This window comes from Streptomyces roseolus (assembly GCF_014649855.1).
GTDB classification, from domain to species: domain Bacteria; phylum Actinomycetota; class Actinomycetes; order Streptomycetales; family Streptomycetaceae; genus Streptomyces; species Streptomyces roseolus.
Genome location: NZ_BMTV01000015.1, coordinates 83,528 through 109,294 on the forward strand (window position 1 = coordinate 83,528; position 25,767 = coordinate 109,294).

A 25,767-nucleotide genomic window follows, 5' to 3' on the forward strand; every position below is an offset into this window, starting at 1 on the left:
CGGCCTGCGACTGCCCGACCCGCCGACCCGCCGACCCGCCGACCCGCCGGGAACGCAAGCGCCCCCCACGCACCCGCCAGAGCCGACCTACCCTTGCTGCCTTCCGGCCCTGGGGGAGTTCAGTCAGATAGCGCCGCGTGAGGGGCTCCGCCCAGCCTACCCGATCCGAACCCCCACATCAGCCCCCTCCCACCCGCTCCCCTCCCCGCCCCCTCCCCCTCGTGGATCACGTTCGCGAGCACCCTCCGCGGTCATGTAATGTTCTCCACGGAGGATTCGCCTAGAGGCCTAGGGCGCACGCTTGGAAAGCGTGTTGGGGGCAACCCCTCACGAGTTCGAATCTCGTATCCTCCGCAGCCGCCTGAACAGGCGAAACGAAGACCCCGGACCGCTTCAGCGGCCGGGGTCTTCGGCATGTTCCGGTCTCATTCGCGGTCTCACTTATTCCTGACATTCATCGCATGTCGGGCGATATGCCGAGAGCGTAGGCGATCGGCCTGTCGGTGGCTCGCCCGCCGGGTGAACCCATCCGTACGGCACCTGCGGATCGATGGGATGCGCAATCCTTGGTCCCGGTGCGGGCCGGACCTGGCCCTCTTGTACGTTCCCCGCTGGGCGAGGTGCTGTCATGACGTCCCGATCCACACTGACCGCCTGGCTTGCCAGTCTCGACGGAGCGCGGCTGGCACGCGTCATCGCGGCGCGGAAGGACGCTGTGGCCGCTCCGGAGCCCCGCTCGATGGAGGAAGTGGCGGAACGCCTCCAGCGGCCGGGGTCCGTGGCGCTCGCTCTGCCGCAGCTCCCGCTGCCGTGCCTGCAGGTCGCCGAAACGCTGGCCGCCTTGGGGACGTTGTCGCGCGACGCCCTTGCGAGGACGCTGGGAGCGACGGCGCCCGCTGCCGCCCGGGAACTCGACGTCGTATTGGAGTCTCTGGCCGATCACGCGCTGGTTTGGCCGGACGGTGACGGGCATCTCCACATGGCCGCGCCGTTGCGGCACGCATGGGACGCCCCTCTGGGGCTGGACGCTCCGCTGGAGAAACTGCTGGAAGGCGTGACCTCTGAGGAACTGCGCGGCATGCTCGTGGCACTGGGCATCAAGCCAGCCGGCACCAGGCAGCAGCGCGCGGCCGCCGTCCTGGAACATCACGGCGATCCGGAGCGCGTATCCTCCCTGCTCGCGAAGGCCCCTTCTGCCGCCCGGGAGCTGCTTCAGGGGCGAGCGAAGTCAGTGTCGCCTCAGACGGAGTTCATCGTGTTCAGGGCTCCCGAGGCCGATTCCCGGCCGGGCGCGCGATGGGCCCTGGACCGGGGTTTCCTTGTCCGCGATCACCACGGCTATGGGAGGGACCGCATGCCCGCCGAGGTGGCGCTGGCGTTGCGCGGGCCCGACTGGCATCCCCCGTTCCAACCCGTACCGCCCGCCACGGAACTGGTGTCCGTCACCGCTGGGGAGGTGAACCGGGAAGCAGCAGCGGCAGCCACGGACTTCGCGGCCCACGCCGCCTCGGTCCTGTCAGTCTGCTCGGCGGCTCCACCGGCCCAGCTGAAGTCCGGTGGGGTCGGCGCGCGCGAACTGGGCCGAATCGGCAAGGCCGCACGCGCCGATGACGTCGTGGTGCGCATCGCTTTGGAGACCGCGTACTCGGTCGGGCTGCTGGCCGCAGACGGTCCCCGCGTCGCGCCCACCATGGAGTACGACGTCTGGGCAGCGCAGGAGCCCGCGTCTCAGTTCGCCGTGCTTCTTCAGGCATGGTGGAAGCTGCCGCTCACCCCGTCCCAGACCCGCGACGAGGACGACAAGGCGCTCCCCGCCCTGGCGGGAACACCTTTCTGCGACGGCTGCCTGCAGGCGCGCGGTGGGCTCCTCGCCGCGACGGCACGGCTCCCGGAGGGGCGGGGCGCGCGGGTCGCCACGGACCTGGGCCCACTCGTGGCATGGCACCGTCCGCTCGCCCACCCGTCATTCCACGACGAGACACCGTTCGCCACGACGGTCCGCGAGGCCGAGCGACTGGGCGTCATCGCCAGAGGCTCCCTCTCCCCGCTCGGCGCGGCTCTACTGGCCGGTGACGCTGAGGAACTGGCCGCCGAGTGCCGGCGGCTGCTGCCCGAGGCCACCGGCACGGTCCGGCTCGGCGGCGACCTCACGGCCGTCGTCAGCGGCACGCCCACGACAAGCCTCGCCGAGCTCCTGGATGCGACCGCGGCCCGTGAGACCAGCGGTGCAGCCTCGGTGTGGCGGTTCAGCGCCGACAGCATCCGCTGCGCCCTGGACTCCGGCCGCACTCCGGACGAGATCTCGGCCGAGCTGGCCGCCGTCGCGGCGGCGCCCCTGCCACAGCCGCTGTCCTACCTCATCGCCGATGCGGCACGCCGTCACGGCCGGGTACGCATCGCCCCCGCCGCCTGCGTCATCCACGGCGACGAGCCGGCGCTCCTGGCCGAGCTCGCCGCCCACCGAGGACTCGCCTCCCTCGGGCTGCGGCAGCTCGCGCCGACGGTGCTCGTCAGCGCCGCCGCGCCCGACCAGGCCCTGGCCGCGCTGCGGGGCGAGGGCTACGCCCCCGTAGCCGAAGCCGCCGATGGAACCGTACGCATCGAGAAGGTCTCACCTCGGCGGGCCCCCGCTGTTCCGACTCCACGGAAGCCCTCTGCGAAGACCGGTACGGGACGCGCGGCGCCCCGGGCGGCAGAGGCGCCGGCGGTTGTCGACGCGCACGCTTCGGCAGCCCGGCTGCTGAACGTCCCGCCGACCGCCCCCGAGCCCGACCCCTTCGGCACAGGAGTCCCCTTCGGAACGGATACCGAGGAGATCGTCGCCGGGTACGCCAAGCAGCTGTCCTACGCCGACGTCCGCCAGCTGGGCCACGCCCTCGATACCGGCACCGGCATCACAGTCGAATATGTCGCCGCCTCGGGCAGCCGCACCGTCCGTACCCTCAGCCGCCTCGAACTCGACCCGCCCTACCTCGAAGCGTGGTGCCACCTGCGGGCCGCCGAGCGAGTCTTCACGCTGTCCCGCATCCACGGCATCATGCCGACGTAGGACAGGCCGCGCACGAGGTCAGCGCTGCAGTCCGAGGATCAGACGGACGGAGCCCTCCACACGGTGCAGTTCCCCCGGAGCGAGCAGCCCCAGCTTCCGTCGCAACCGCGACTTCGCCACCGTGTGAAGGTCCGCGCAGTTCACGTACGACTCGTCGTACTTCGTCAGTCCGGCGTCAGGCCCGATCGGGACATGGGTGACCTGAGGACCGGATGTACCCGTGATCAGCGCGACCGTCACCGAGGCGAGCGGCTCCGCGATCCGGTTGACCGTGAGGACGACGACGGGGTGCGGTCCGACCGGCTGCGGCAGTGCGCAGACCCATACTTCGCCACGCAGCGCCGTGCCTGGGCTCACCACTGCATCTCGTCCGCTGCCGCAAGCTCTTCATCGGTCGGCTCGACCACGCCCTCGGGCAGAGGCGCACCCTGCTCGTGGTAGAAGGCGCGGATCTCTTCAGCCGCCCCGACCTCGGCCGCTTCCCGCGCGAGGAGCCTCAGCCCTTCGCGAAGAGCATCCGAGGTCGAGTTGAGGTGCAGTGTCCGCATGACCTCCTGAAGGGCCTGCACCTCATCGCCACGGAGCCGGACCTGCGCCAACCGACTGGGCCCGAGCGCGGCCGCCGCCGCGCTTCGCTTCACCGCCGTCGCGGCGGCCTTCTTGGCGGCCTTCTTCTTGTGAGCTGCTGTGGTCTCCACGCCTCCTCCAACCTGTCGTACAAATGTCATACACCTAGTGTGGAGGGGAGGGCCGACCCGGTCAAGGCAATCCCGCAGGGCGGCCCTCCCCGCCTAGAGCCGCCGCGAGCGGGGCCTGGGGTGCGACCGGCCCACGACGACAGGTCCCAGTTCTGGTCTCATTCGCCCCCGTCCGGGCCCGGCCGGGTGAGGCCGCCTCGAACGTTCCGCCGCAGTTCAGGACAGGCACGCCCCCCCGCCCGACCCCCGTACGAACATTTGGAAAGCGCGTTGGGGACAACCCCTCACGAGTTCGAATCTCGTATCCTCCGCCGGCCCGAAGGGCCGGACCGCGAAAGCGGTCCGGCCCTTCGGCGTTTCCCGGCGCCCCTCGCGCTCCCCGGCGGCGCCCGCCCCAGGGGCCGGCCCCACCGATCGAACGCCCGTCACGGGCGCGCGCCCGGTCACCCCTATGGGCCCCGCCCCTCCCGCCGCTCACGCCCTTCCGCCACTGACCTGCGCCTTCGCGCGGCGGGCGACGGCGGAATCCGGTCACGGGTGGCCCGAAAGGGAGAGATTTCCTTCCGACCTTCCGGTCACCGGATCGGGCGGTGATCTGATCGAAATTACGTTCCTGCCGCATCCAATGCGTAGTGGACTCGATACGTTCTGTGACGACCGGTCGGCCCCTAGCCAACAAGGAGTGCTCCATGGGCCAGTTGAAGAAGTCGATCACGGCGGCGATCGTCGCGGGACTGTTCCTCGGCGGGGCGGGGGTGGCCGCCGCGGACTCGTGGCGCGAACTGGAGATGCGCTCGGCGGGTGTCTTCTTCCAGGGCGACTACAAGTGGGAGCCCAAGTTCGTGCACCGCGGCGGGTTCCACGTCGTCGGTGACCTGAAGGACGCCGACTCCGACGACGGGCACAACGTCTACCTCCGCGCGAAGGTCGAGGCCTACGACTGGACGCGGGTCAAGGGCGTCCAGAAGAAGACGGTCCACGTCGACCACGTGTTCTTCGACGGCGCGATGCTCGAGACCAACCAGGCGAAGATCCAGGCCTGCCGCGACCGGGGCTCCCTCCGGCCGGACAACTGCTCGAAGCTCCGAGAGTTCCTCCGCTGACCTCGACCGCCCAGGGGAGCCGCGCTCAGCGGCTCCCCTTTTCAGGAAGTCCCAGCAACATGGACCTCATCCTCCGCGCCGAGGGCGTGGACTTCTTCTATGGAGAACAGCAGGCCGTCAACGGCGCCGACTTCTCGCTCGCACGCGGCGAAGTGGCGGCGATCATGGGCAGCAGCGGCTCCGGGAAGTCGTCGCTGTTGTACTGCCTCGCCGGCGTCCTGCCGCCGGCGAGCGGCACGGTCACCTTCGACGGGGTGCCGTTGTCGTCGCTGTCCGACGCCGACCTGAGCGCTTTACGCCGGGAGCGGATCGGCTTCGTCTTCCAGTACGGAGAGCTGCTCGACGAACTGACCGTCGAGGAGAACGCCGCCCTGCCTCTCCGCCTGGCGGGGGTCGCGAAGGACCGGGCGCACGCGGCGGCCGCGCGCGTCCTCGGCCGACTGGGCATGGGCGACCTCCTCCGCCGCCGGGCGTCGAAGCTGTCCGGCGGACAACGCCAGCGGATCGCCGTCGCACGGGCGCTCGTCCACCAGCCTGACGTGGTCTTCGCGGACGAGCCGACCGGAGCTCTCGACAGCGCCAACGCTCAGGCGGTCCTGGAGGAGTTCCTGCGCCTCGCGCGAGAGCTGGACACCGCGGTGGTGGTCGTCACCCATGACCCGAACGTGTCCGCGCACGCCGACACCCAGTACGTGATGGTGGACGGTGTCCTCGCCCAGCGGGTGGCGGTGTGAGCCCCTTCGTTCTGGGCCTGCGTCTCTTGTGGGGCGCCGGACGCAGGGGGCGTGCGCGCTTCCTGTTGATGGCCCTCGGGTCCGGGCTGGGAGTGGCCTGTCTCGCGGCGGTGCTCACCATCCCCGCGATCCTCGCCTCGCACGACGCCCGTACCTCCGCGCGGTATCCGGTCCACGGGGAGCACAGCAGCGCCGTCTACCAGAAGTTCCTCGACCCGTACGGTTCGAGGCCGCTCCGGCGGATCTTCCTCGCCCGCACGGGACCGGGCCCGGTTCCCCGCCCGCCGGGGGTCACCGCGTTCCCCGGCCCCGGGGAGGTCGTCGTCTCACCCGCGCTCCGTGACGCCCTCGCCGCGAATCCCGGCGCCTCGGGCCTCGTTCCCGGCAGGGTGACGGGCACCATCGGGGCGGAAGGCCTCGGCAGCCCGGACGAGCTCTACGCGTACGTCGGCACCACGCCGGGCAAGCTGACCGCACCGCACGCGCTCGAAAGGTTCGGGGACGGGCGGCTCCACGAGGAGGTCGTCGACGGCGAGACCCTGGACATCCTGCGGTTCACCCTCGGGTGCATCGTCCTCCTGCCGCTCGTCGTCTTCCTCTCCGTCTGCGCGCGCCTCTCCGGGGAGTCCCGGGCGCGGCGACTGGCGGCGTTGCGGCTGGTGGGTCTCAGCGTCAAAGACACCCTGCGGGTCAACGCCGGGGAGAACGTCGCGGCGGCCTCCCTCGGAGCGGTGCTCGGGCTCGCCGCGTACCTCGGGGGCAACGAGGTCATGGCACGGGTCGGGCTCCCGGGACTCCGGTGGTATCCCGCGGACGGGCGGCCCGAGTGGTCGACCATCGCGGTGTGCCTGGTCGGGTGCCCCGCGCTCGCCTGGGGCATCGGGCTGTTCGGGGCCCGGCGGGCCGCGCTCTCGCCGATCGCGGTGCGTCGGACGGCGGAACGCCGACCGCCCCGGACGTGGGGGGCGCTGCTGCTGGTCCCGGGGATGGGGGTGATCGTCGGCTACTGCGCGATGAGCGTCCTGGGGAAGGATCCTTCCGGCGGGTCCGCCAGTTCCACCCTCGTGCCGGCCGCCGTGCTGCTGACCGGTACCGGGCTCGTCCTCGGGCTGCCGCCCGTCACCGCGTGGCTAGCGCGCAGGACCGCCGCGGTCTCCAGGTCTCTGCCGCTCACGCTGGCGATGCGGCGTACGGAGGTGGATCCCGGCGCTTCTCTGCGGGTGGCCACGGGGCTCGTGCTGTTGGTCTTCGGCGCCTCGCTCACGCAGGGCGTGCTCATCGAACTGGACCAGGTGAGTCGGCGTACCGCGCCGCTCCAGGAGTACCAGATCCGCCTGAGCGAGCTCAGCGGCGACCAGCAGAAGGAACTCGTCCGGCTGCCGGGCGTGCGGGCGCACCTGACCACGTACAGCTCGTGGAGCCCGCCCGGCGAACCGGGCGGCATCGGCCTCGACGTGATCGTCGGCACGTGTGAACAGGCGGCCAGGACCGCGATCTCGCTGCGCGGCTGTGTGGACGGCGAGGTCATGCGGCTCAGCGGCCCCGTCCCTCCGACCGAGTACGACCCGAAGCCCGGCGACCGCTTCCCCTTCGCCCTCCGGAACGGCCGGAAGGCCGTCCTGGCCGTACCGGAGGCCAGCGCGGAGGTGGACGCTTATCAGCCCTCCGTGCTCCGGCCCGACACCCTGCTCGTTCCGCCCTCGATGGCGCCGGTGGGGCTTGCGGCGGGGGCCGGGAGCCTGACCTTGGTGTCGGGGGCCGATGCGGAGACGGTGCGGGCGGTGCTCGACGGGATCGGTCGCGTCGCGCCCACCGCGGAGGTGGACGCGGTGGGGATCGCCATCGACGCGTTGGCCCAGTTGGCCGTCATCCGGAGCCTGTTGATGGTCGGGATGGTGCTCGGGCTGGTCGTCGGGGTGGCGGCGTTCGTGGTGTCGGTGGCTGATCGGGCTCTGGAGCGGCGGGGGCAGGTGGCGGCGCTGGGGTTGTTGGGGGCTCGGGCGGGGACCTTGCGGGGGGTGCAGGTGGTGCAGGTGGTGGTTCCGTTGGGGGTGGGGCTGAGCGGGGCCGTGGTGACGGGGTGGCTGGCCGAGGCGAGTTATCTGATCACCGGCGGCGGGGCCGTCCACTGGGACTGGGAGGGATTGCCGGTGCTGGTGGCGAGTGCGGTGGGAGTGCTGGTCGTGGCCGGGGTGGCTTCCGTGCCCATGGTGCGGCGGCACGTGGATCCGGAGCTCGTCCGGCGGGATTGATGGATCTCCTGCTCGGGATCTCCTGCTCAGGGCGATGAGTTTCCGGGAGGAGCGGGGTCTTCTAGGGTGCGTATCCGTTCCGTTCCGTTCCGATCGTTCCGGAGGTCGTCGTGTCCACCGCCCCCGCCCCCAAGGGTCCCGCCAGCTACTTCCCCTCCATCGAGAAGAAGTACGGGCGGCCCGTGTCCGAGTGGTTCGAGGTGATCCGCTCCTCGCCGCTCGACAAGCACATGGAGCTCGTCGCCTGGCTGAAGGGCGAGCACGGTCTCGGGCACGGGCACGCCAACGCGCTGGTGGCCCATGTGCGGGCCGAGGACGGGAAGTAGGCCGTCAGGAGAACTGGCCGGGGACGTAGTCGCCGGCCGGCGTCCGCGCCATGACGTTGAGGCGGTTGAAGGCGTTGATGAGGGCGATGAGGGAGACCAGGGCGGCGAGCTGCTCCTCGTCGTAGTGCTTGGCCGCGTTCTCCCAGGCCGCGTCGGTGACGCCGGTGTGGTGGTCGGCCAGGCGGGTGCCCTGCTCGGTGAGTTCGAGGGCCGCCCGCTCGGCGTCCGTGTAGACCGTGGCCTCGCGCCAGGCGGCGACCATGTGGAGGCGCAGGGCCGTCTCGCCGGCCGCGGCGGCGTCCTTGGTGTGCATGTCGAGGCAGAAGCCGCAGCCGTTGATCTGGCTCGCGCGGATCTTCACCAGTTCCTGGAGGCTGTGCGGAAGCACGGTGTCCGGGATCGCGAAGCCGGCCGAGGCGAGGTGCTTGACGACCTTGCCGGCGACGGGGCTGGCGAAGAGGTTGAGGCGGGGGTTCATGAGGTTCTCCGTGGTGTGTTCGAGGGTCTTCGGGGGTTCTCTCCGGGCTTTCATCGGGTTGACGGAGCGCGGGGGAGGAATGTGACCGAGGTGGATGTGGCGTACGTCACTCGGGAGTTCGTGCGTGGGGGCGTCCGGCTGTCCGTGCGCGACTGGGGCGGCGACGGGGCCGGAGTGCTGCTGCTCCACGGGCTCGCCGGGCACTGCGGGGAGTGGGACGGGCTCGCCCGGGCCCTGCGCCGGGACGGGCACCGGGTGCTCGCGCTCGATCAGCGGGGGCACGGGGAGAGCGAGCGGGCGCCGGAGGACGTGTCCCGGAGGGCGTACGTCGACGATGTGCTCGGCGTCGTCGAGGAGTTCGGACGGGGCGGGGGCGGGGCCGGGCGCGGCGAGCGGGACTTCGTGCTCGTCGGGCAGTCCTACGGCGGGCACGCCGCCCTGCTCGCCGCCGCCCGGCGGCATCCCCGGGTCGCCGGCGCCGTCCTGGTCGAGGCAGGGCCCGCCGGATCCACGCCCGAGGAGGTGGCCGGGGTCGCCGGATGGCTGCGGGGGTGGCCGGTCCCCTTCGCGAGCCGGGAGGCGGCCGTCTCGTACTTCGGCGGCGGGGCCGTCGGAGAGGGCTGGGCCTCCGGGCTCGAACGGCGGGACGGGGGGTGGTGGCCCCGGTTCGACGCCGGGGTGCTGGCCGCCTCGCTCGACGAGAACGCCGTCCGTTCCTGGTGGGAGGAGTGGGACGCCGTCGACGTACCGCTGCTCGCGGTGCTCGGACAGCACGGGATCATCGACGCGGAGCAGTGGGACGGGATGGCGCGGCGGCAGCCGGGGCTGCGCGGCGTCTGCCTGCCGGGGGCCGGGCACGACGTGCACCTGGAGCGGCCCGAGGAGGTGTACGGGGTGGTGGCGGCGTTCCTTCGGGAGGCCGGGAGGTCCAGGGTGCGGTAGGCCGGGGGCCGGCGCGGGGCGGGGGGTAGGTCGGGGGGCCGGGGCGGGAGGACGGGGCGGGGCGGTAGGCCGGGGGGGGAAGCGGGGGCCGGGGACGGTGGCAGCCGGTGGCTCCGGATCGTTCCGGGGCTTGCGTGGGAGTCCGCTCCAACCCCTAGGGTGCGGCGCATGCGCTATCGGGTACTCGGCGGGACCGGGATCGAAGTCAGCACCTACTGCCTCGGCACCATGATGTTCGGGTCGGTCGGCAACCCCGACCACCAGGACGCCGTACGGATCATCCACTCCGCCCTCGACCGGGGCGTCAACTTCGTCGACACCGCCGACATGTACTCGGCGGGCGAGTCCGAGGAGATCGTCGGGAAGGCGCTGCGCGACCCGCGCCGCCGCGACGAGACCGTGCTCGCGACGAAGGTGTACTTCCCCGTCGGCGGCGACGGGCCCGCGAGGGGCGGGCTGTCGCGGCGCTGGATCGTGCGGGCCGTCGAGGCCAGCCTGGCGCGGCTCGGTACGGACCGGATCGACCTGTACCAGGTGCACCGGCCCGACCACCGGACCGACATCGAGGAGACCCTCGACGTCCTCGGCGACCTCGTCACCCAGGGGAAGATCAGGGCCTTCGGTTGCTCGACGTTCCCCGCCGACCGGATCGTCGAGGCGCACGCGGTCGCCGAGCGGCGCGGGCTGCGGCGCTTCCGGACCGAACAGCCGCCGTACTCACTGCTCGCGCGCGGGGTGGAGACCGCGGTGCTGCCGGTGGCGCAGCGGTACGGGATGGGCGTCCTGACGTGGGCGCCGCTCGCCTCCGGGTACCTCTCGGGGGCGTTCCGGAAGGGGCGTCCCGTGGACATGTCGCGAGGGCGGGCCGCGATCACCCCGCACCGCTTCGACCCGGCGCTCCCGGAGAACGCGGCGAAGCTCGACCTCGTCGAGGAACTCGCCCTGCTCGCCGAGGAGATCGGCTGCTCGCTGCCCGAATTCGCGGTCGCCTTCGCCGCCGCGCACCCGGCCGTCACCTCGGTGATCCTCGGGCCCCGGACCATGGAGCAGCTGGACGGGCTGCTGAAGGGCGCCTCGCTCGTCCTCGACGACGCGGTGCTCGACCGCATCGACGCGATCGTGCCGCCGGGGACGGACGCCTACCGCGCCGACGGGGTCTGGCGGCCGCCGTCCCTCACCGAACCGGCGCTGCGGAGGAGGCCGTTGGAGGAGCGTGCCGCGTCCGACGGCTGAGGCCGGGCGTTGTCGGAAGGCCACCGGTCCGCCAGGGGGCGAAACGCTCGGTCAGGAGGCGAACTGTCCGGTACCGGCCGCCGCGAGAAGGGCCAGGCGGTCGGCGGCGTCCGTGCCGGGCGGCGGGGTGAAGAAGACCAGGCGCTGTTCGCCCGCCGGGGCGAGCAGGACCCGGCAGTCCAGGTCGACGGCGCCGATCAGGGGGTGCTCGACGCGCACCCGGCTGTGGCGGCGGACGGCGACCTCGTGCCCGGCCCACAGCTCCCCGAACTCCTCGCCGACCGCGCGGAGCCGTTCCACCAGGCGGGCCGGGGCCGGATCGCCGCCGCGGCGGCCGTACGCGGCGCGCAGGTCGGCGACGTGGAGCCGGCTGTGGTGCGCGCGCTCCTCCGGCGGATACGCCGTACGGGCGCCGGGATCGGCGAACCAGCGCCAGACGACGTTCCGCCCGTGCTCCGGGACCGTGCAGACGCCGCCGAGGAGGGCGCGGGCCGGGGCGTTCCGGGCGAGGACGTTCCCGAGGTCGCCGAGGGGGAGCTCGTGCGGACGGCGGCGGACTTCCTGGGCGCGTGAGGCCGCCCTCGTCCTAGTGGTACCGGTCCAGGCCCGGTACGCCCAGCGCGGAGAGGCCGTCGAGGACGAGGTCCACGCCGACCGCGGCGAGCAGCAGGCCGAGGAGCCGGCCGAGGAGCTCGATGGTGGCGTGGTGGGTGCGGCGCAGGATCCGGGCGAGCAGCAGGACGCAGACGAGGTCGAGCGCGATGACGGCCATGTAGGCGCCGACGACGGTCGAGCGCCAGCCGAGCGAGTCGCGGGCGGCGGCCTCGATGAGCAGGGCCGTCATGGCGAGGGGGCTGACGACGTACGGCATGAGGAGTTCGCGGACGCCGCTGACGGTGTCGGGCGAGTCGTCGTGCGGGCCGTCGGAGCCGAGGTGCAGGCCGAGGACGAGGCCGACGGCGTAGATGAAGAAGATGACGCCGCCCGCGAGCTGGAGGGCGGGGGTGCTGATGTGGAAGAGGTCGAGCAGCCAGGGGGCCGTGCCGCCGGCGGCGATGCCGACGACGACGGCCGCGGCGGAGGAGAGCAGGGCGATGGTGCGGAGCTGCCGGGCCGGGTGGACCTGGGCCAGGCCGGCGAAGGCGAGGAGCACCTTCGGGGGTCCGACGACGGAGAAGAACGTGATGAACGCGGCGGCGAAGGTGAAGGACGGCACAGCGGACATCATGGGGCGGTCGGGTGGTGAGGGAGGGATTTCGGGACGTCGCCCGCGCGGTGTCGAGATCCGGGGGCCGGTTCCGACCCATCTTCGAGAGAGGTTCACACGGCACGCACCACGCACGCATACGGAGGACGCCATGAAGTACCTCGTGATGGTCCAGGGCTCGCACGCCGACTACGAGGCGATGGCCGGGCGCGGCTCGGCGCACAGCCCGGCCTGGGACAAGGAGTCCCTGACGGCGATGTTCGACTTCATGAACACGCTCAACAAGGAACTGCTGGAGAGCGGCGAGATGCTCGACGGGCAGGGCCTGGCCGACCCGGGCGAGACCCGGCACGTCTCCCTGGACGCCGAGGGCCGCCCGGTCGTGACCGACGGCCCGTACGCCGAGACCAAGGAGGTCCTGGCCGGCTACTGGGTCCTGGAGTGCGAGAGCCTCGACCGGGTGACGGAGATCGCCGCCCGCGTCGCCCGCTGCCCCCAGCCCGCGGGCGCCCCGGAGTACCCGGTCGTCATCCGCCGCATCGACGAGCAGGGCCCCTCGCAGGACTGAGGCGGCCCCTTCGCCGGGGTCCGGGGCATCGGGGGCGGCCGGGTCCCGGTGCCGGGCGGTGGGCGGGGGAATGGTCTCGGTGGGTGTCATCCTTGGGAGGGACGGATCCCCGTGGTGGGGGTCGGGCTGCCCCCCGGGGTATCTGCTGAGGAGTGGTTGTGGAACTCGATCTCGCGGGCGCGGAGCTCAAGGCCGTGCTGAACCGGCTGCGCCGGGCGCAGGGCCAGATCTCCGGGGTGATCCGGATGATCGAGGAGGGGCGCGACTGCGAGGAGGTCGTGACGCAGCTGGCGGCGGCCTCGCGGGCGCTGGACCGGGCCGGGTTCGCGATCATCGCGACGGGGCTGCAGCAGTGCCTGACCGAGATGGAGAACGGCAAGCGGGACGGCGAGGACCCGGACAAGATGCGGGCCCGGCTGGAGAAGCTGTTCCTGTCGCTGGCCTGAGCCCGCTCGTCGGAACGCGGGCGCGCCCCGGTGGAGGTACTCCGCCGGGGCGCGCCCTTTGTCCGTGCCGGGTCAGTCGACCGCCAGGCCCTTGAGGCGCTTGGCGATCGTGGCGAGGCGGGTGCCCTGGTAGCGGGCGGCGGCCAGGACTTCCTCGCCGGGGGCGCCGTTGGCGGCGGGGTGGGCGGTGCCGTAGGGGTTGCCGCCGGCCGCGTAGACGGCCGGGTCGGTGAAGCCGGGGGAGACGATGACCGAGCCCCAGTGGTGGAAGGTGTTGTAGAGGGCGAGCAGCGTGGACTCGTTGCCGCCGTGGAGGTTGTGCGCGCTGGTGAAGGCGGTGGCGGGCTTGTCCGCCATCACGCCGCGCTGCCACAGGCCGCCGGTGGTGTCGACGAACTGCTTGAGCTGGGCCGCCACGTTGCCGAAGCGGGTCGGCGAGCCGAGCGCGTACGCGTCCGCCCACTCCAGGTCGTCGAGGGCGGCGACCTCGACGCCCGCGGTGGCGTCGACGTGGGCGCGCCAGGCCGGGTTGGCGTCGATCGCGGCGTCCGGCGCCAGCTCGGGCACGCGGCGCAGGCGCACCTCGGCGCCGGCCTTCTCCGCGCCCTCGGCGACGGCCTGGGCGAGCTGGTGCACGGCACCGGTGGACGAGTAGTAGACGACGGCGACCTTGACGGACATGACGGGCTCCTCGCACGCGACCACGATCAGCGGAACGGATAAGCGGATCGGTTTCCGTTTGACGGTTCCGAGAGTAAGTGGATAGCAATCCGTTTCGCAAGGGGGGCGGGTATGCTCGAAGGACGGGGACATCGACGACGGGGGCGCGACGAAGGGCAGGAACGGGCCGATGAGCAGCACGAGAACACCGGGCATGCCGGCAGCGGACGGCGATGGGCCCGTGCGACTGCTCACCGTGCTGCCGACCGCCCCCGGCGCCGGGCCGCACACCGGCCCCGGCCCCGCGCCCGTCTCCGAGCGCGCCGACGCCGCCCGCAACCGCCGCAGGATCCTCGACGCCGCCGCCCGGATCGTCGCCGAGCAGGGCCCCGACGCCGTCACCATGAACCAGGTCGCCCACGCCAGCGGCATCGGCGTCGGCACCGTCTACCGCCGCTTCGGCGACGTCTCCCAGCTGCTGTGGGCGCTCCTCGACGACCGCGAGCGGCAGTTCCAGGAGGCGTACATGAGCGGGCCGCCCCCGCTCGGCCCCGGCGCCCCCGCCGACGAGCGGCTCGACGCCTTCCTCGACGCGCTCGTCGACCGCGTCGCCGAGCAGCGCCCCCTCCTGCTCGCCGCGCACTCCGCCGCGCCCCGCGCCCGGTACCACAGCGGCGCCTACCAGGTCATGCACACGCACGTGGCGATGCTGCTCTCCCGGCTCCGGCCCGACGGCGACTCCGCCCTCCTCGCCCACCTCCTCCTCGCGCCCTTCGCGCCGGACCTGATGCACCACCTCTCGGTGGAGCAGGCCCTGCCCGCCGAGCGGGTCAAGGCGGGCGTACGGGAGCTGCTCCGCCTGCGGGCGTAGGGGAGGGAAGGAGAGAGGGGGAGAGGGGGGAGAGGGGAGGGTCACGGGCATCCGAGGCGGGAGGCCGGGAGCGGCCGCAGGCCCTCGGGCCGGAAGGCCGGGAGCGGCCGCAGGCCCTCGGGCCGGAAGGCCGGGAGCGGCCGCAGGCCCTCGGGCCGGAAGGCCGGGAGCGGCCGCAGGCCCTCGGGGCGGGAGGACCCGTCCAGTCCTCGGAACCCTCTGGACCGGCGAGCCCCCGCGCCTCACCATCGCCGCATGACCACCACGCCGAAGACCTTCCTCATCCTCCACGGCTTCGAGAACCACCGGCCCGTCGGCCACTGGCAGCACTGGCTCGCCGGGGAGCTGCGGGCCCGCGGGCACGAGGTCCGCTATCCGCAGCTGCCCGAGCCGGACGCCCCGGTCCTCGGCGACTGGCTGGCCGCCCTCGACGAGCACGGGAAGCGGCCGGCCGAGGGCGAGTTCGTCGTCCTCGCGCACAGCCTGTCCGTCCTGCTCTGGCTGCGGGCCGGCGGGCGGCGGCCCCGGGCCGACCGGGTGCTGCTCGTCGCCCCGCCCTCCCCCGGCGTCACCGCCGGCATCCCGGAGATCGCCGCGTTCGCCGAGGGACTCGACCTCGCCGAGGAGGGCGTGACGGCCCGGCTCGTGTACGGGGACGGGGACACGTACTGCCCCGAGGGCGCCGACCTGCACTACGGCACCCCGCTCGGCCTGGATCTCGACCTCGTCGCGGGCGGCGGCCACCTCACCCCCGACAGCGGCTTCGGGCCCTGGCCCGCCGTGCTGCGCTGGTGCGAAAACCCCGAGACCCGGATCACCGGCGCCGAGTAGCGTCGGGCGGATGCGCTCCGACACACCTCCCCCGCCCGCGTCCCCGCCCCCTGCCGCGGCCCCTGCTCCGGTCCCGTACGAGAGCGGGCTGCTCGACGTCGGGGACGGCAACCGCGTCCACTACGCGGTGTACGGGAACCCGGACGGCAAGCCCGCGCTCGTCGTGCACGGCGGGCCGGGCTCCGGGTCCTCCCCCACCGCGCCCCGGCTCTTCGACCCGGAGAAGTACCGGGTCGTCCAGTTCGACCAGCGCGGCTGCGGGCGCTCCCTCCCGCACGCGAGCGACCCGGCCGCCGACCTCTCCGTGAACACCACCGCCCACCTGGTGGCCGACATGGAGCGGCTCCGCGTCCACCTGGGGATCGACCGCTGGCTGCTGTACGGCGGCTCGTGGGGCTCGACGCTGATCCTGGCGTACGCGGAGGCGCGTCCGGAGCGGGTGAGCGAGATCGTCATCGCCTCCGTCACCACCACCCGGCGCTCCGAGACGGCCTGGCTGTACGAGGGCGTCGGCCGCTTCTTCCCCGAGGCGCACGAACGGTTCCGGGCCGGTGTGGACGGCGCCGAGGACCTGGTGGGGGCCTACGCGGCCCGGATGAACCACCCCGACCGGGCCGTCCGGGAGCGGGCGGCCGCCGACTGGTGCGCCTGGGAGGACGCCGTCCTGTCGATGGAGGGCATGGGGACCCCGTACTCCGACCGGGTCGACGACGCCCGGCTCGGTTTCGTCCGGATCTGCTCGCACTACTTCGCCCACGGCGCCTTCCTGGAGGAGGGCGCCCTGATCAGGGACGCGCACCGGCTCGCCGGCATCCCCGGCGTGCTGGTCCACGGGCGGCTCGACATGGGCGGGCCGCTCACCACCGCCTGGGAGCTCTCCCGCGCCTGGCCGGACGCCGAGCTCCACGTGGTCGAACAGGCCGGTCACCTCGGCGGCGGCGAGACCCGTCGGCTGGTCGTCGAGGCCCTGGAACGCTTCGCGGACGCCTGAGCCGGGGGGGGGAACCGCCGGGGAAGGGATCCAGGGCGCCCCTGGGGCTCTCCCGGCGCCCTTCCGGGCTCCCCCCGGGCACTCCGCCGGCCCTCCTCCGGGCCCCCGCTGCCCCCGGGAGCCCCGTCGCTTCCCGGGCTCCCAGCGCGCCTCCGGGCTTTCTCGGTACTCCTCCGGGGCGACCCGGGAAGCACTCCGGTGCTTCTCCGGCTCCCCGAGCCCCTCCGGGGAGCCCGGAGGTCCCGCCAGGCGCCCCGGCCCGCCCGGCGGGATCATCGGAACATGAGCTCCGATTTCCACCTCGTCCCGCGGCCCGAGGCCGACGCGCTTCCCGGGCGGTCGCCGCTCGCCGTGCTCGTGGGGAGGCCGCTCGACCAGCAGGTGCCGGGGGAAGGGGCCGTCCGGCGGCCCGCCGGCAGCGGCACGGAGCCGTTCGCGCGGCTCCGGGCGCTGCCCGGCTCCGGGAAGGGGAGGGCGCGGACCCTCCTCGCCCTCCCCGGCGAGCGGTGCGACGTCCGCCCCACGGGCCGACGGGAGGCGGTCGACAAAGCGGCGAAAGCCTCCAAGGGCTCCGACGACGCCAAGAGCGGCAAATCTCCAGGGAATCGAGAATTCCAGATGTCAATCCTGTTCAAGCCGAGATGATTTGCGCCGAACGTGTTCACAGAACGCCCTTCCCGTGGCTAACTTCCCCTCAACCTCATCCCCATCGGGAAGGACTTCCGTGAACGCAACCCAGCGTCGTACCGCGGCCATCCTCGCCGCGGCGGCCATCGCCACCCCTCTGGTCCTCGCCTCTCCGGCCACCGCCGTGAAGGACCCCGCGGCCGCGCCCGCCCGGGACGCCGCGAAGCTGGCGAAGAAGCTGGTCCGGGAGACCACCGGAGCGGACGCCTTCAGGCACCTGGAGAAGTTCCAGGCGATAGCCGACTCGGCCGGCGGCCACCGCGCGGCCGGCTCCCTCGGCCACGACGCCTCGGCCGCGTACGTGTACACGCAGCTCAAGAAGGCCGGTTACAACGTCTCGTACGAGAAGTTCGACTTCATCTACACCGAGACCCTCGCCCAGAAGGCCTCCGTCCTCGGCGCCGCGCCCCGCGCGCTCGGCGTCCGGGCGATGACCTACACCCCGTCCACCCCGGTCGGCGGCATCACCGCCGGGCTGGCCGCCGTCCCGCTGGACGCCGACGGCTCGTCCGGCTGCGAGCCGGGCGACTTCGCCGCCGGCGCCTTCACCGGCAAGATCGCCCTGATCAAGCGCGGCGTCTGCCCCTTCGCGACCAAGCAGGCGAACGCCGCCGCGGCCGGCGCCGTCGGCGCGATCGTCTACAACAACACCACGGGCGTGCTCTCCGGCACCCTCGGCGACGCCGACGCCGGGAAGATCCCGACCGCCGGCGTCTCCCAGGCCGAGGGCGAGCAGCTCCTCGCCGACCTCGCCAAGGGCCCGGTGAACCTCTCCTACGAGATCCGCCAGCTCAAGGAGAAGCGCTCCACCAACAACGTCATCGCGGAGACCAAGGGCGGCAACGCCGCCAACACCGTGATGCTCGGCGCGCACCTCGACTCCGTCACCGACGGCCCCGGCATCAACGACAACGGCTCCGGCTCCGCCGGCCTCCTCCAGACCGCCCTGGAGCTCGCCGCGTCGAAGGAGAAGGTCCGCAACAAGGTCCGCTTCGCCTGGTGGTCCGCGGAGGAGGTCGGCCTCCTCGGCTCCGAGCACTACGTCGCCAACCTGACGGAGCTCGACAAGAAGGAGATCAAGCTCTACCTCAACTTCGACATGATCGCCTCGCCGAACTACGGCCTGTTCGTGTACGACGGCGACGACTCGGACGGCGTCGGCGAGGGCGCGGGACCCGAGGGCTCCGCGCAGCTGGAGCGCGACATCACCGACTTCATGGACCGGCGCGGACTCCCGCACGAGGGCACCGACTTCAGCGGCCGCTCCGACTACGGCCCGTTCATCAAGGCCGGCATCCCCTCCGGCGGCACCTTCACCGGCGCCGAGGGCATCAAGACCGCCGCGCAGGCCGCCAAGTTCGGCGGCGAGGCGGGCGTCGCCTACGACGTGAACTACCACGCCGAGGGCGACGACATCACCAACGTCAACCACGAGGCCTTCGACGCGAACATCGACGTCATCGCCAACGCCGTCGGCACCTACGCCCACGACATCTCCTCGCTGCGCCGGCCGGTCGTCTCCGTGCCGACCACGGGCGAGGGCAGCGACGGCGGTCTGCACGACGACCACCACGAGGTCACCGAGTAGGTCCGAAGAGGGCCGATGAGGTCCGGGGAGGCCCGGGGAGGTCCGGTCCGGGTCTCTCGCGGCCTCCCGCGGCCTCATCTGCGGCGGCGGGCCGTCCCGAAGAGCGAGCGGCTGATCTCCCGGCCCAGCTGGGTGCCGACCGAGCGCGCGAGGGACTTGAACATCCCGCTGCCGACGACCTGTTCGACGAGCGAGGGCTCCTCTTCGGGGGCCCTCGCCCGTGTCGTCCCGGCCGCCCTCGCCTCCGCCTTCGCGGCCTCCGCGCGGGCCGCCTCCGCCGTGCGCGCCGCCTCGTCCGCCGCCAGGCGCTCGTACGCCGACTCCCGGTCCACCGCCTGCGCGTACCGCCCGTACAGCGGCGAGCCCTTCACCGCCGCGTCGAGCGCGGCCGGATCGACCGGCCCCATCAGCGACTCCGGCGCCCGCAGCCGGGTCGCCGCCACCGGGGTCGGCGCGCCCCGCTCGCTCAGTACGGTGACCACCGCCTCGCCCGTGCCGAGCGAGGTCAGCGCCTCCTCCAGGTCGTACGCCGACTCCGGGAAGGTCCGCACCGTCGCCTTCAGGGCCTTGGCGTCGTCCGGGGTGAAGGCCCGCAGCGCGTGCTGCACCCGGTTGCCGAGCTGCGCGAGGACGTCCGCCGGCACGTCCTTCGGGGTCTGGGTCACGAAGAAGACGCCGACGCCCTTGGAGCGGATCAGCCGGACCGTCTGCGTGATCGACTCCAGGAAGGCCTTCGACGCCCCCGTGAAGAGGAGGTGGGCCTCGTCGAAGAAGAAGACCAGCTTCGGCTTCTCCGGGTCCCCGACCTCCGGCAGGTCGTGGAAGAGGTCCGCGAGCAGCCACATGAGGAAGGTCGAGAAGAGCTGCGGCTGCCGCTGCACGGCCGGCAGCTCCAGGACCGAGACGGTCCCCCGCCCGTCGTCCGCGGTCCGCAGGAACTCCGACGTGTCGAACTCCGGCTCCCCGAAGAAGCCGCCCGCGCCCTGCTGCTCGAAGGTGGTCAGGGCGCGCAGGATCACCCCGGCGGTCGCCGTCGACAGGCCGCCGATCCCCTTCAGCTCGGGCTTGCCCACGTCCGAGACGAGGAAGGCGACCACCGCGCGCAGGTCCTTGAGGTCCACCAGCTCCAGGCCCTTGGCGTCGGCGTAGTGGAAGATCAGGCCGAGGGACTGCTCCTGCGTCCGGTTCAGCTGGAGCACCTTGGAGAGCAGCACCGGGCCGAAGCTGGTGACCGTGGCGCGGACCGGGATGCCGGGGCCGAGGCCGCCGAGACCGTAGAACGCGCAGGGGAAGCCGGTGGGCGTCCACTCCTGGCCGACCTGCGCGGCCCGCTCCCGCACCTTCGGGCCGTCCTCGCCGGGGGTGCTGACGCCCGAGACGTCGCCCTTGACGTCGGCGAGGAAGACCGGGACGCCCTGGGCGGAGAGCTGCTCGGCGATCAGCTGGAGGGTCTTGGTCTTGCCGGTGCCGGTGGCGCCGGCGACGAGACCGTGCCGGTTGAGGACGGGGAGCGGGATCCGTACGGGCGCGTCCGCGTGGCAGGCGCCGTCCCACAGCACGGCGCCGAGGTCGAGCGCGGGTCCCTCGAAGGCGTACCCGGCGGCGATCTCCGCGACCGGCCCGGGAAGCGCGGCCCGCTCCGAGCCCGCCCGCCCGGACGCGGCCCCCTCGGACGTGACCTGCCCGGACGTGACCTGCCCGGACGTGCCCCCCTCCGAGCCCGCCCGCCCGGACGCGGCCCCCTCGGACGTGGTCCGCGCCGGCGCGGTCCGCTCGGACTCCTGCTGCTCCGCCTCGCCCATGCGGCACCCCAATGTCGCTGATGTCATGGTCTGTGACAGCATCCCATCGGTTCCGCGTGGCTGCGCCGGGGACCGTCGGCCCGGTAGGCTTTCCGTGTGATCTTCAAGCGCATCGGAAACGGCCGGCCGTATCCCGACCACGGCCGGGAAAGCACCCGGCAGTGGGCGGACGTCGCCCCGCGCCCGGTCCGCCTCGACCAGCTCGTCACCACCAAGGGCCAGCTGGACCTGGAGACCCTGCTCGCCGAGGACTCCACCTTCTACGGCGACCTCTTCGCGCACGTCGTGAAGTGGCAGGGCGACCTGTACCTCGAGGACGGACTGCACCGCGCCGTCCGCGCGGCCCTCCAGCAGCGCCAGGTGCTCCACGCGCGCGTGCTCGAACTGGACTGACGTCACCGCCTCCGGGCCCCGCGCGCTGATCCTTTCGGGGGCAGTTCGCGCCCATCCGGCCGCGATCACATGATCATCAAGTAGGCATCGCGCACGGGCGGCATTACGCTGCGCCCATGAGCATGCTCACTCCCCCCGGCATGGGCGGAAAGTACCGCATCACGGGGGATGTCTACCCGCGCATGCGCCGACCCCACCGCCGGCGCAGGATCGTCCTGGCCTCGGCCGCCGCGGTGGTCGTGCTCGGCGCGGCCGGCTGGGGCACGCTCCAGCTCGTCGACGTCTTCTCCGGCGACGGCGCCCGGAAGACCACCGCCGGCAAGCAGGCCGACTGCAAGCCCGCGCCCACCCCCAGCGCCACGGCCGCGGCCAAGCCGCCGAAACCCGCGCAGGTCACGGTGAACGTCTACAACGCGACCACGCGCAAGGGACTCGCCAAGGCGACCGCCGACGAACTCAAGAAGCGCGGCTTCGCCATCGGCAAGATCGGGAACGCGCCCGCGGCCTACGACAAGAAGGTCCCCGGCGCGGGAGTGCTGCTCGGCGCCCCGACCGCCACCAAGGGCGCCTTCGCCGTCCTCGGCACCCAGCTCGCCGGCGCCACGACGAAGGTCGACGCCCGCACCACGGCGGACGTCGACCTGATCATCGGTACGGCCTTCAAGAACCTGTCGCCCAAGGCGACGGCGGACGCGGCGCTGGTGGCCCTCAACAAGCCCAAGCCCGCGCCGGCCCGCTGCTGACCCCTTCCGGGACCTACTCGGCGGTGCCGTACATGCGGTCACCGGCGTCGCCGAGGCCCGGGACGATGTAGCCGGCCTCGTTGAGCCGCTCGTCGACCGAGGCCGTCACGACCGTCACCGGCGTGCCGGCCAGCTCGCGCTCCATGACCTCGACGCCCTCCGGGGCGGCGAGGAGCACCACGGCCGTCACGTCGTCCGCGCCGCGCCGGATCAGCTCCTGGATCGCCGCGACCAGCGTGCCGCCGGTCGCCAGCATCGGGTCGAGCACGTACACCTGGCGGCCCGAGAGGTCCTCCGGCATCCGGGTGGCGTAGGTCGACGCCTCCAGCGTCTCCTCGTTGCGGATCATGCCCAGGAAGCCGACCTCGGCCGTCGGGAGCAGCCGCACCATGCCGTCGAGCATGCCGAGCCCGGCGCGCAGGATCGGCACGACCAGGGGACGCGGGTACGACAGCTTCACGCCGGTCGTCCGCGTGACGGGGGTCTCGATGTCGACCTGCTCGGTCCGCACGTCCCTCGTCGCCTCGTAGGCGAGCAGGGTGACCAGCTCGTCGGCGAGCCGGCGGAAGGTCGGGGAGTCCGTGCGCTTGTCGCGCAGGGTGGTGAGCTTGTGGGCGACCAGCGGGTGATCGACGACGTGGAGACGCATGACTCAACAGTAGCCCGCCGCGCACCGGCCCCCCGCCCACGACCGGCACCGGCGTCCCTCCCCCGCCCGGCTCCCGTCGTCCGCTCGCACCCACCACTGGCATGCACCCGCGCCGCTGGGGCAGGGTGGGGGGCACAGGGACCCAGTGATGGGGTGGTGTGGCCGATGCCCGACCCGAAGAACACGTCCGGCCAGGTCCGGGGCGGAACGGAGCCCCGGGCGCCGGAGACACAGCCGGAGACCGACGCGGAGCGCCGCAGGCGCCGCGCCCAGTTCCTCCGCGAGCTCGGCGAGGCGAAGGCGCTGCGCGACCGGGTCCAGCCCCGGCGCGCCCGGGCCGCCCGGATGAGGCAGGCCATGCGCATGCGGACCTTCCGTTGGTGAGCACCTGGCCACGGACGATGCGCCCCCTCCGTGCGCCGGGGTCGTACGCCCACCCGAACGCGGTGTGGTTCAGACTGATGCACGACGCAAGAGCCGAAGACCTCTCCTGAGGCCGCCGTTTCTGTCACGATGCCGATTGGGCGGGGCTCAGGAGCGCGCCGCCGGATCATCACACCTCTGATCAGTGGGAGAGTCAGGTGTACTTCGCCGCACTGCTCGCGCGCACCGAAGACGGGTGGGAAGCGAGCGATACGGAGCTCGACGACGTGGAGACGCTGGCGGACCTGGCCGATCTGGCCCGTGAGGCGGCGGCCGACGAAGGAGAGACCGTCCTCGTCTTCATCGAGCAGGAGGACGCGTGGTTCGGCGTCGTCCGCGTCGACGGAGAGGACGACCCCCGGGTCTACGTCTCCCACGCGGCGGCCGCGGCCCGTTCCTCGTACGGGGAGATCCTCACCTCGGAACTGCTCGGCGACGACGACCCGGACAGCGAGCTGGACGAGCTCGACAAGCTCGCGGACCTGGACGGCACCGAGGACGGCGAGCCGGAGCACGCCACCGGCGGGGACGAGGACGACGCCTCCGCCGGCAGCGCCGGCATCGCGCCGGCCGGCCCGCTCGGCGACGGCCGGATCCTCGCCGACCTCGGCATGTCCGAGCGGACCCTGCTCGGACTGACCGACGACGCCCTCGGGGAGATCGCCGACGCCATCGGCGCCTCCGAGATCCTGGAGGCCGTCCGCTAGTGCCGACCGCGGTACCCGGCCCCGTGCCGGACTCCTGGCGGGACGCCATGCGTCTCGCCCTCGCCGAGGCCGACGCGGCCGTGCCGGCCGGTGACGTACCGGTCGGCGCGGTCGTGCTCTCCCCGTCCGGCGAGGTCCTCTCCCGCGGCCACAACGAGCGGGAGGCGACCGGCGATCCGACCGCCCACGCCGAACTCCTGGCGCTGCGCCGGGCCGCCGCCGCCACCGGCGAGTGGCGGCTGACCGGCTGCACCCTCGTGGTGACCCTGGAACCCTGCGTGATGTGCGCGGGCGCGCTCGTCCAGTCCCGCGTCGAACGGGTCGTCTACGGCGCCGACGACGAGAAGGCGGGTGCCGCCGGCTCCCTCTGGGACCTCGTCCGTGACCGCCGTCTCAACCACCGCCCGGAGGTCGTCCGCGGGGTGCTCGGCGAGGAGTGCGCGGCGCTGCTGACCTCCTTCTTCCGCACCCGCTGACCTGCGCGGGGATACGGATTTCTTGGCTGGGCGACTTTGGGCTAAGCTCTCTCTCGGTAGCGTGTCCGAGCGGCCGAAGGAGCTCGCCTCGAAAGCGAGTGTGGGGAAACTCACCGAGGGTTCAAATCCCTCCGCTACCGCTGAAGACGCCCCTCCCGCCAGGCAACCGGCAGGAGGGGCGTCCTGCGTTTCCCGGCCCCCTCCTAGGCGGTGTCGAGCAGCCCCAGTTCGGCGATGCGCAGGGCGGCCTGGAACCGGGTCTGGACGCACAGCCGGTCGAGCAGGCCGGAGATGAGCCGGCTCAGCGTCCGGGAGGACATACCCAGGTAACGGGCGATCGTCTCGTCCTTCACGCCGTCGGCCAGCAGCCGGACGACGATCAGCTCCTGGCTGTCGAGCACCGGCGAGGTCTCCGGCGGCCGTCGCGCGGCGGACGGCAGGGCCGCGTGGTGCCAGTGGTGGTCGTAGAAGGCGTGCAGCGAGCGCATCAGGGCGTCGCCGTGGACGGCGAGGGCGCCCTCGCTGCTGTCGGCCGGGTTGAGGGGCAGCACCGCGAGGTTGTCGTCGAAGAGGATCATGCGGACGGGCAGCGATTCCGCCGTACGGGCCTCCCGGCCGGGGCGGGCGGCGTCGCGCAGATAGGCGGCCACGTACGGGACCTCCGCCGTACGGCGCTGGTAGAGGACCTCGACCTCGACGCCCCGGTCCGCCATCTCCTTGTCCCGGAGCAGCATCTCGTCGATGACCTCCTCCGGCGGCGGGCCGCCCGGGTGCATCGACCGCATGCGGGAGCGCACCGTGCTGCCCGCGCCGTCGAGGAAGGAGTTCACCTGGGCCGGGGTCGTCAGGACCTCGATCTCGACCGGCTGGCGCAGCTCGTCGCGTAACGGGGAGAAGTTCATGGTGAGCGAGGCGATGGCGGACCGGATGCCGGCCAGCCGCTCGGCGTGGGCGGCGACCTGGCGTTCCTCGGACAGGAAGAGACGGGCCAGGGCGGCGTCCGGCTCCACCGTCCCGTAGCCGCGTGCCGTGCCCGGTGCGGGGGCCAGCAGCCCCAGGCGCAGGAGTCGGTCGAAGGCGCACTCGGCCTCGGCGGGCGAGCAGCCCGCGGCGGAGGCGACCTCTTCGAGGTCCCATCCGGGGTGGGCGTGGATCAGCCCGTAGATCTTGCGGTCCAGCTGGTCACGGTCGTGATCGGCTCGCACGCTCATCCCCCTGTCCCGGCCCTTCGAGGGTCGCCCAGGGGCCACGGCCCATATCCTACGCAGCCGGATTTCTCTCGGCAGCACCGTTTCTTCCGGACGGCGGGCGGACGGCGGGGAGGTGGCCCGCCGGGGCCGCCGCGGCGGGCGGCGGCCCCGGCGGCGCGGGGGTCCGGAGCGCGGGGGTCCGGAGCGCGGGGGTCCGGAGCGTGCGGGGTCAGTAGTAGCGGCGCATGATCTCGGTGGCCCAGTCGGGCTGGGTGGTGGCGCCACGGGGGCCGAACTCGGCCATGTACGGCTTGATGTCGAGCACGGGCGTGCCGTCGACCGCGTCGAGGCCCTCCACATGTACGTCACGTCCGTCGACGCGCAGCAGCCGGCAGCGCGAGACACCGAGCCGGTTGGGGCGGTTCTTGCCCCGCTGGGCGAAGATGCCGACGAGGGGCCAGTCGGTGTTGCCGCGCGGGTGCCGGGCACCGGTCTCCACCTTTTCCACCGGCACCCGGTCGAAGTGGTAGACGATCTCGACGTGCGAGAAGGAGTCCAGGCCCGCGAGGGCCTCCGGCTCGAAGCGGGCGTCGAGCCGGATCACCGCCGACACCTCGCCCCACTCGTCGTCCCGGACCTCCGTCCGGCCGCCGACCACCCGGCCGACCGGATCCGAGACGATCTCCGCGGGGGTGCTGCCCTCTGACATGCGCTGCGCCT

The 25,767-nt window shown here is 72.9% G+C and carries 29 protein-coding genes, 2 tRNA genes, 1 other RNA gene and 1 pseudogene; 22 read left to right on the forward strand and 11 right to left on the reverse strand.

What is annotated here, in order from left to right:
- Nucleotides 1-51: 51 nt before the first annotated feature.
- An RNA gene (ffs, locus tag IE245_RS19130) (signal recognition particle sRNA small type) lies at nt 52-150 on the reverse strand.
- Between the two features lie 119 nt (nt 151-269).
- Here ffs and IE245_RS19135 point away from each other — a divergent pair.
- Both IE245_RS19135 and IE245_RS19140 read left to right on the forward strand, forming a co-directional pair.
- Nucleotides 270-354 (forward strand) — tRNA-Ser (locus IE245_RS19135).
- Between the two features lie 274 nt (nt 355-628).
- On the forward strand, nt 629-3,049 hold the full coding sequence (locus tag IE245_RS19140; RefSeq protein WP_189949146.1) for a helicase-associated domain-containing protein: 2,421 nt from the start codon (nt 629-631) through the stop codon (nt 3,047-3,049).
- A gap of 18 nt (nt 3,050-3,067) precedes the next feature.
- Here the strand turns inward: IE245_RS19140 and IE245_RS19145 are convergent, their stop codons facing one another.
- Together IE245_RS19145 and IE245_RS37105 are read right to left on the reverse strand one after the other, a co-directional pair.
- Nucleotides 3,068-3,406 carry a type II toxin-antitoxin system PemK/MazF family toxin gene (locus IE245_RS19145; RefSeq protein WP_229851389.1) on the reverse strand — a complete coding sequence of 113 codons (339 nt, stop codon included), beginning with the start codon at nt 3,404-3,406 and terminating at the stop codon, nt 3,068-3,070.
- Nucleotides 3,403-3,747, reverse strand: a complete 345-nt coding sequence (locus IE245_RS37105; protein WP_229851390.1) for a hypothetical protein — start codon at nt 3,745-3,747, stop codon at nt 3,403-3,405. The genes IE245_RS19145 and IE245_RS37105 overlap by 4 nt, the downstream gene beginning before the upstream one ends.
- Before the next feature lie 689 nt (nt 3,748-4,436).
- On the opposite strand from IE245_RS37105, the gene IE245_RS19155 reads away from it, so the two are divergent.
- The 4 genes from IE245_RS19155 (at nt 4,437) to IE245_RS19170 (ending at nt 8,162) form a co-directional block, all read left to right on the forward strand.
- Entirely contained in the window at nt 4,437-4,850 is a 414-nt protein-coding gene (locus IE245_RS19155) for a hypothetical protein (protein WP_229851391.1), read from the forward strand.
- A gap of 59 nt (nt 4,851-4,909) precedes the next feature.
- Nucleotides 4,910-5,584 (forward strand): ABC transporter ATP-binding protein, encoded by a 675-nt coding sequence (locus IE245_RS19160; protein ID WP_189949150.1) that lies wholly within the window; start codon nt 4,910-4,912, stop codon nt 5,582-5,584.
- A 68-nt stretch (nt 5,585-5,652) separates the two neighbouring features.
- Entirely contained in the window at nt 5,653-7,836 is a 2,184-nt protein-coding gene (locus tag IE245_RS19165) for an FtsX-like permease family protein (protein ID WP_229851392.1), read from the forward strand.
- Between the two features lie 110 nt (nt 7,837-7,946).
- Nucleotides 7,947-8,162 carry a DUF4287 domain-containing protein gene (locus IE245_RS19170; RefSeq protein WP_189949154.1) on the forward strand — a complete coding sequence of 72 codons (216 nt, stop codon included), beginning with the start codon at nt 7,947-7,949 and terminating at the stop codon, nt 8,160-8,162.
- A 4-nt stretch (nt 8,163-8,166) separates the two neighbouring features.
- Here IE245_RS19170 and IE245_RS19175 read toward each other — a convergent pair whose 3' ends face one another.
- The gene (locus tag IE245_RS19175; protein ID WP_189949338.1) at nt 8,167-8,640 is read right to left on the reverse strand and encodes a carboxymuconolactone decarboxylase family protein; all 474 of its coding nucleotides are present in this window, start codon (nt 8,638-8,640) and stop codon (nt 8,167-8,169) included.
- An 81-nt stretch (nt 8,641-8,721) separates the two neighbouring features.
- Here IE245_RS19175 and IE245_RS19180 point away from each other — a divergent pair, with 81 nt between their 5' ends.
- Nucleotides 8,722-9,582 (forward strand): alpha/beta fold hydrolase, encoded by an 861-nt coding sequence (locus IE245_RS19180; RefSeq protein ID WP_229851393.1) that lies wholly within the window; start codon nt 8,722-8,724, stop codon nt 9,580-9,582.
- A gap of 168 nt (nt 9,583-9,750) precedes the next feature.
- On the forward strand, nt 9,751-10,815 hold the full coding sequence (locus tag IE245_RS19185) for an aldo/keto reductase (RefSeq protein WP_189949156.1): 1,065 nt from the start codon (nt 9,751-9,753) through the stop codon (nt 10,813-10,815).
- A 51-nt stretch (nt 10,816-10,866) separates the two neighbouring features.
- Here IE245_RS19185 and IE245_RS19190 read toward each other — a convergent pair.
- Nucleotides 10,867-11,283 (reverse strand): annotated as a pseudogene (locus IE245_RS19190) (MmyB family transcriptional regulator); the annotation flags it as partial.
- On the opposite strand from IE245_RS19190, the gene IE245_RS37740 reads away from it, so the two are divergent.
- Nucleotides 11,266-11,388, forward strand: coding sequence for a hypothetical protein (locus IE245_RS37740; RefSeq protein WP_268256570.1), 123 nt, complete (start codon nt 11,266-11,268; stop codon nt 11,386-11,388). The pseudogene IE245_RS19190 and the gene IE245_RS37740 sit on opposite strands and share 18 nt — an antisense overlap.
- A 13-nt stretch (nt 11,389-11,401) precedes the next feature.
- Here the strand turns inward: IE245_RS37740 and IE245_RS19195 are convergent, their stop codons facing one another.
- Nucleotides 11,402-12,031 carry a MarC family protein gene (locus IE245_RS19195; RefSeq protein ID WP_189949158.1) on the reverse strand — a complete coding sequence of 210 codons (630 nt, stop codon included), beginning with the start codon at nt 12,029-12,031 and terminating at the stop codon, nt 11,402-11,404.
- 142 nt (nt 12,032-12,173) lie between these two features.
- Between IE245_RS19195 and IE245_RS19200 the strand changes: the two genes are divergently transcribed.
- Both IE245_RS19200 and IE245_RS19205 read left to right on the forward strand, forming a co-directional pair.
- Nucleotides 12,174-12,590, forward strand: a complete 417-nt coding sequence (locus IE245_RS19200) for a YciI family protein (protein WP_189949165.1) — start codon at nt 12,174-12,176, stop codon at nt 12,588-12,590.
- Nucleotides 12,591-12,748: 158 nt separating this feature from the next.
- Nucleotides 12,749-13,036: a metal-sensitive transcriptional regulator gene (locus tag IE245_RS19205; protein ID WP_043224790.1), complete on the forward strand. Its 288-nt coding sequence runs from the start codon at nt 12,749-12,751 to the stop codon at nt 13,034-13,036.
- Between the two features lie 72 nt (nt 13,037-13,108).
- Here the strand turns inward: IE245_RS19205 and wrbA are convergent, their stop codons facing one another.
- Nucleotides 13,109-13,717 carry an NAD(P)H:quinone oxidoreductase gene (wrbA, locus tag IE245_RS19210; protein ID WP_189949167.1) on the reverse strand — a complete coding sequence of 203 codons (609 nt, stop codon included), beginning with the start codon at nt 13,715-13,717 and terminating at the stop codon, nt 13,109-13,111.
- 169 nt (nt 13,718-13,886) lie between these two features.
- On the opposite strand from wrbA, the gene IE245_RS19215 reads away from it, so the two are divergent.
- The 5 genes from IE245_RS19215 (at nt 13,887) to IE245_RS19235 (ending at nt 18,664) form a co-directional block, all read left to right on the forward strand.
- Nucleotides 13,887-14,567, forward strand: a complete 681-nt coding sequence (locus tag IE245_RS19215; protein ID WP_229851395.1) for a TetR/AcrR family transcriptional regulator — start codon at nt 13,887-13,889, stop codon at nt 14,565-14,567.
- Nucleotides 14,568-14,822: 255 nt separating this feature from the next.
- Nucleotides 14,823-15,398: an RBBP9/YdeN family alpha/beta hydrolase gene (locus IE245_RS19220; RefSeq protein WP_189949176.1), complete on the forward strand. Its 576-nt coding sequence runs from the start codon at nt 14,823-14,825 to the stop codon at nt 15,396-15,398.
- Nucleotides 15,399-15,408: 10 nt separating this feature from the next.
- Nucleotides 15,409-16,389, forward strand: coding sequence for a prolyl aminopeptidase (gene pip, locus IE245_RS19225; RefSeq protein WP_189949178.1), 981 nt, complete (start codon nt 15,409-15,411; stop codon nt 16,387-16,389).
- A 282-nt stretch (nt 16,390-16,671) separates the two neighbouring features.
- Nucleotides 16,672-17,034, forward strand: coding sequence for a hypothetical protein (locus tag IE245_RS19230; protein ID WP_189949180.1), 363 nt, complete (start codon nt 16,672-16,674; stop codon nt 17,032-17,034).
- 79 nt (nt 17,035-17,113) lie between these two features.
- Nucleotides 17,114-18,664 (forward strand): M28 family metallopeptidase, encoded by a 1,551-nt coding sequence (locus IE245_RS19235; protein ID WP_189949183.1) that lies wholly within the window; start codon nt 17,114-17,116, stop codon nt 18,662-18,664.
- Between the two features lie 74 nt (nt 18,665-18,738).
- Here IE245_RS19235 and IE245_RS19240 read toward each other — a convergent pair whose 3' ends face one another.
- Nucleotides 18,739-20,493: a helicase HerA-like domain-containing protein gene (locus tag IE245_RS19240; RefSeq protein ID WP_229851396.1), complete on the reverse strand. Its 1,755-nt coding sequence runs from the start codon at nt 20,491-20,493 to the stop codon at nt 18,739-18,741.
- A gap of 69 nt (nt 20,494-20,562) precedes the next feature.
- Between IE245_RS19240 and IE245_RS19245 the strand changes: the two genes are divergently transcribed.
- Entirely contained in the window at nt 20,563-20,859 is a 297-nt protein-coding gene (locus IE245_RS19245; protein ID WP_003999914.1) for a type II toxin-antitoxin system VapB family antitoxin, read from the forward strand.
- A 116-nt stretch (nt 20,860-20,975) separates the two neighbouring features.
- Nucleotides 20,976-21,602 carry a LytR C-terminal domain-containing protein gene (locus IE245_RS19250; RefSeq protein WP_189949185.1) on the forward strand — a complete coding sequence of 209 codons (627 nt, stop codon included), beginning with the start codon at nt 20,976-20,978 and terminating at the stop codon, nt 21,600-21,602.
- 13 nt (nt 21,603-21,615) lie between these two features.
- Here the strand turns inward: IE245_RS19250 and upp are convergent, their stop codons facing one another.
- Nucleotides 21,616-22,251, reverse strand: a complete 636-nt coding sequence (gene upp, locus IE245_RS19255) for a uracil phosphoribosyltransferase (protein WP_189949187.1) — start codon at nt 22,249-22,251, stop codon at nt 21,616-21,618.
- 165 nt (nt 22,252-22,416) lie between these two features.
- On the opposite strand from upp, the gene IE245_RS19260 reads away from it, so the two are divergent.
- The 4 genes from IE245_RS19260 to IE245_RS19275 all read left to right on the forward strand — a co-directional run bounded on the left by IE245_RS19260 (nt 22,417) and on the right by IE245_RS19275 (nt 23,997).
- Nucleotides 22,417-22,635: a hypothetical protein gene (locus tag IE245_RS19260; RefSeq protein WP_189949189.1), complete on the forward strand. Its 219-nt coding sequence runs from the start codon at nt 22,417-22,419 to the stop codon at nt 22,633-22,635.
- Between the two features lie 197 nt (nt 22,636-22,832).
- Complete coding sequence (locus tag IE245_RS19265; RefSeq protein WP_189949191.1) at nt 22,833-23,381, forward strand: tRNA adenosine deaminase-associated protein; 549 nt, start codon at nt 22,833-22,835, stop codon at nt 23,379-23,381.
- Complete coding sequence (tadA, locus tag IE245_RS19270) at nt 23,381-23,857, forward strand: tRNA adenosine(34) deaminase TadA (RefSeq protein ID WP_268256571.1); 477 nt, start codon at nt 23,381-23,383, stop codon at nt 23,855-23,857. Before IE245_RS19265 ends, tadA begins: the two co-directional genes overlap by 1 nt.
- Nucleotides 23,858-23,912: 55 nt before the next feature.
- Nucleotides 23,913-23,997: transfer RNA gene (locus IE245_RS19275), tRNA-Ser, on the forward strand.
- 63 nt (nt 23,998-24,060) lie between these two features.
- Here IE245_RS19275 and IE245_RS19280 read toward each other — a convergent pair.
- Both IE245_RS19280 and IE245_RS19285 read right to left on the reverse strand, forming a co-directional pair.
- On the reverse strand, nt 24,061-25,062 hold the full coding sequence (locus IE245_RS19280; protein WP_189949193.1) for a helix-turn-helix domain-containing protein: 1,002 nt from the start codon (nt 25,060-25,062) through the stop codon (nt 24,061-24,063).
- A gap of 214 nt (nt 25,063-25,276) precedes the next feature.
- A complete protein-coding gene (locus tag IE245_RS19285) occupies nt 25,277-25,756 on the reverse strand; it encodes an SAM-dependent methyltransferase (protein WP_189949195.1) in 480 nt (159 codons plus the stop codon).
- Nucleotides 25,757-25,767 lie beyond the last annotated feature (11 nt).